Origin of the sequence: uncultured Rikenella sp. (genome assembly GCF_910577125.1) — a bacterium.
Classification (GTDB): Bacteria; Bacteroidota; Bacteroidia; order Bacteroidales; family Rikenellaceae; genus Rikenella.
The window spans coordinates 1-2,322 of record NZ_CAJTMN010000176.1 but is presented as its reverse complement, the minus strand read 5'-3'; the positions used below and the strand labels follow the sequence as shown (position 1 = coordinate 2,322).

Sequence of the window (2,322 nt, the reverse complement as noted above, 5' to 3'; positions counted from 1 at the left end):
AAAAGTTTTTGGTGCCGCTTTTTCCAAAAAGCGGCAGTTCTCTGCGGGTAGACACAGATAAACGATGGATTAAAGAGATACGATATTATTATGAAGCATATCCGCAACTTTTGTATCATCGCGCACATCGACCACGGGAAATCGACCCTGGCCGACCGGCTGTTGGAGGTGACCAAAACCGTCAGCGAGCGGGAATTGCAGGCCCAGGTGCTCGACGATATGGAGCTGGAGAAAGAGAAAGGCATCACCATCAAGAGCCATGCGATTCAGATGGAGTATGTGCAGGAGGGTGAGAAATATATCCTGAACTTGATCGATACTCCGGGCCACGTGGACTTTTCGTATGAGGTTTCGCGGGCCATCGCCTCGTGCGAAGGGGCCTTGCTGGTGGTCGACGCCACGCAGGGGATTCAGGCCCAGACCATCTCGAACCTCTATCTGGCGCTGGGGAACGACCTCGAGATCATTCCGGTGCTCAATAAGATCGACATGGCTTCGGCGATGGTCGAGGAGGTGAAGGACCAGATTGTCGACATGCTCGGCTGTCGGCGGGAGGAGATTCTGGCCGCTTCGGGCAAGACCGGTGAGGGGGTCGAGGATATCCTGCGGGCCATCGTCGAGCGCGTGCCGGCTCCGAAAGGGGACGATAATGCGCCGTTACAGGCGCTGATTTTCGACTCGGTATTCAATCCCTTTCGCGGGATCATCGCCTATTACCGGGTGATGAACGGCGTGATCCGGAAGGGCGAGCGGGTGAAGTTTTTCAACGCCGGCAGCGAGTACGACGCCGACGAGATCGGGGTGCTGAAGCTCAAGATGTCGCCGCGGGACGAGATTCGGGCCGGCGATGTGGGGTATATCATCTCGGGAATCAAGAATTCGGTGGACGTGAAGGTGGGGGATACGATCACCTCGGTGGCGGAGCCGTGCCGCGAGGCGATCGCCGGGTTCGAGGATGTGAAACCGATGGTCTTTGCGGGGATCTACCCGGTCGAGACGGATCAGTACGAGGATTTGCGGGCCTCTTTGGAAAAGCTGCAACTGAACGATGCCTCGCTGACCTATGAGCCGGAGTCGTCGCTGGCGTTGGGTTTCGGTTTCCGGTGCGGCTTCCTGGGGCTGCTCCACATGGAGATCATTCAGGAACGCCTGTTCCGCGAGTTCAACATGGATGTCATCACGACGGTGCCGAACGTCTCGTACAAGGTCTTCACGACCAAGGGCGAGGAACTGATGGTGCACAATCCGTCGGGGTTGCCGGTGCCGAACGTGATCGACCACATCGAAGAACCGTATATTCTGGCTCAGGTGATTACGAAGACGGAGTACCTGGGGGCGATTATGAAACTCTGTATCGAGAAGCGGGGCGTGCTGCTGAACCAGACGTTTATTACGACGGATCGGGTGGAGGTCAATTTCGACATGCCGCTGGCGGAGATTGTCTTCGACTTTTACGACAAACTGAAGAGCGTTTCGCGGGGCTATGCCTCGTTCGACTACCACATGACGGATTACAAACCGTCGAAACTCTCGAAACTGGACATCTTGCTGAACGGCGAGCAGGTCGATGCGTTGTCGTCGCTGATTTATGTGGATCACGCCTACGATTTCGGCCGGAAGATGTGCGAGAAGCTCAAGGAGCTGATTCCACGCCAGCAGTTCGACATTGCGATTCAGGCGGCTATCGGGGCGAAGATCATTGCCCGCGAGACGGTCAAGGCGGTGCGGAAGGATGTGACGGCGAAGTGTTACGGGGGGGACATTTCGCGGAAACGGAAGCTGCTCGAAAAGCAGAAGGCAGGGAAGAAGCGGATGCGTCAGGTGGGGCGTGTCGAGGTGCCTCAGGAGGCGTTTTTGGCGGTGCTCAAGATGGACTGACGGCAGGCGATAGGATTGTCGGGTGTGCGTTGAGGCTGCGTTGGGTGATGCTGGAGGCTGAGGCTGGTAGTGGAAATGCGACAGCATTTCCCGTCCACGGGACGTGGGGCCCGCGTGGCCGACGCGTTCGCGTCGTGGCGCGCGGCCGTTATTATGTTCTAACTACTCGTGTGCCACGCTTAAAGATGCGATTCCACTGTTTCGGCGATGAGCCGAAAGAGAATGAATGTCCGGCGCGCGAACAAAATTTGTTTCCGTCGCCCGCCCGCGTAAAAGGGCACATTCTGCCGATTGGCGGCGAGCCAATCCGGCAAGCATTGCCGTGGGCGACGGAAAACGCGGCGGAGCGACAGCGGAGCCGCAGTGAGGCGGACGCGGTTCTTCGGGCGCGAAAACCGTTTGCGGTTTTCGCGCTGCGCTGGGCCGAGCAGGGGGCGGAGAAAC

2 protein-coding genes are annotated in these 2,322 nt (G+C 57.9%); one reads left to right on the top strand and one right to left on the bottom strand.

Going from position 1 to position 2,322, the window contains the following annotated elements:
• Positions 1-90 precede the first annotated feature (90 nt).
• Positions 91-1,878: a translation elongation factor 4 gene (gene lepA, locus QZ292_RS10310; protein ID WP_294601255.1), complete on the top strand. Its 1,788-nt coding sequence runs from the start codon at positions 91-93 to the stop codon at positions 1,876-1,878.
• A 179-nt stretch (positions 1,879-2,057) separates the two neighbouring features.
• On the opposite strand, the gene QZ292_RS10305 is transcribed toward lepA, so the two are convergent.
• Positions 2,058-2,322 (bottom strand): hypothetical protein (locus QZ292_RS10305; RefSeq protein WP_294601252.1); only part of this gene is annotated, 265 nt, incomplete at its 5' end.

What these genes read in the sequence shown, in the direction of transcription:
- lepA (WP_294601255.1), top strand. Translation starts at nt 91, where the DNA reads ATGAAGCATATCCGCAACTTTTGTATCATCGCGCACATCGACCACGGG.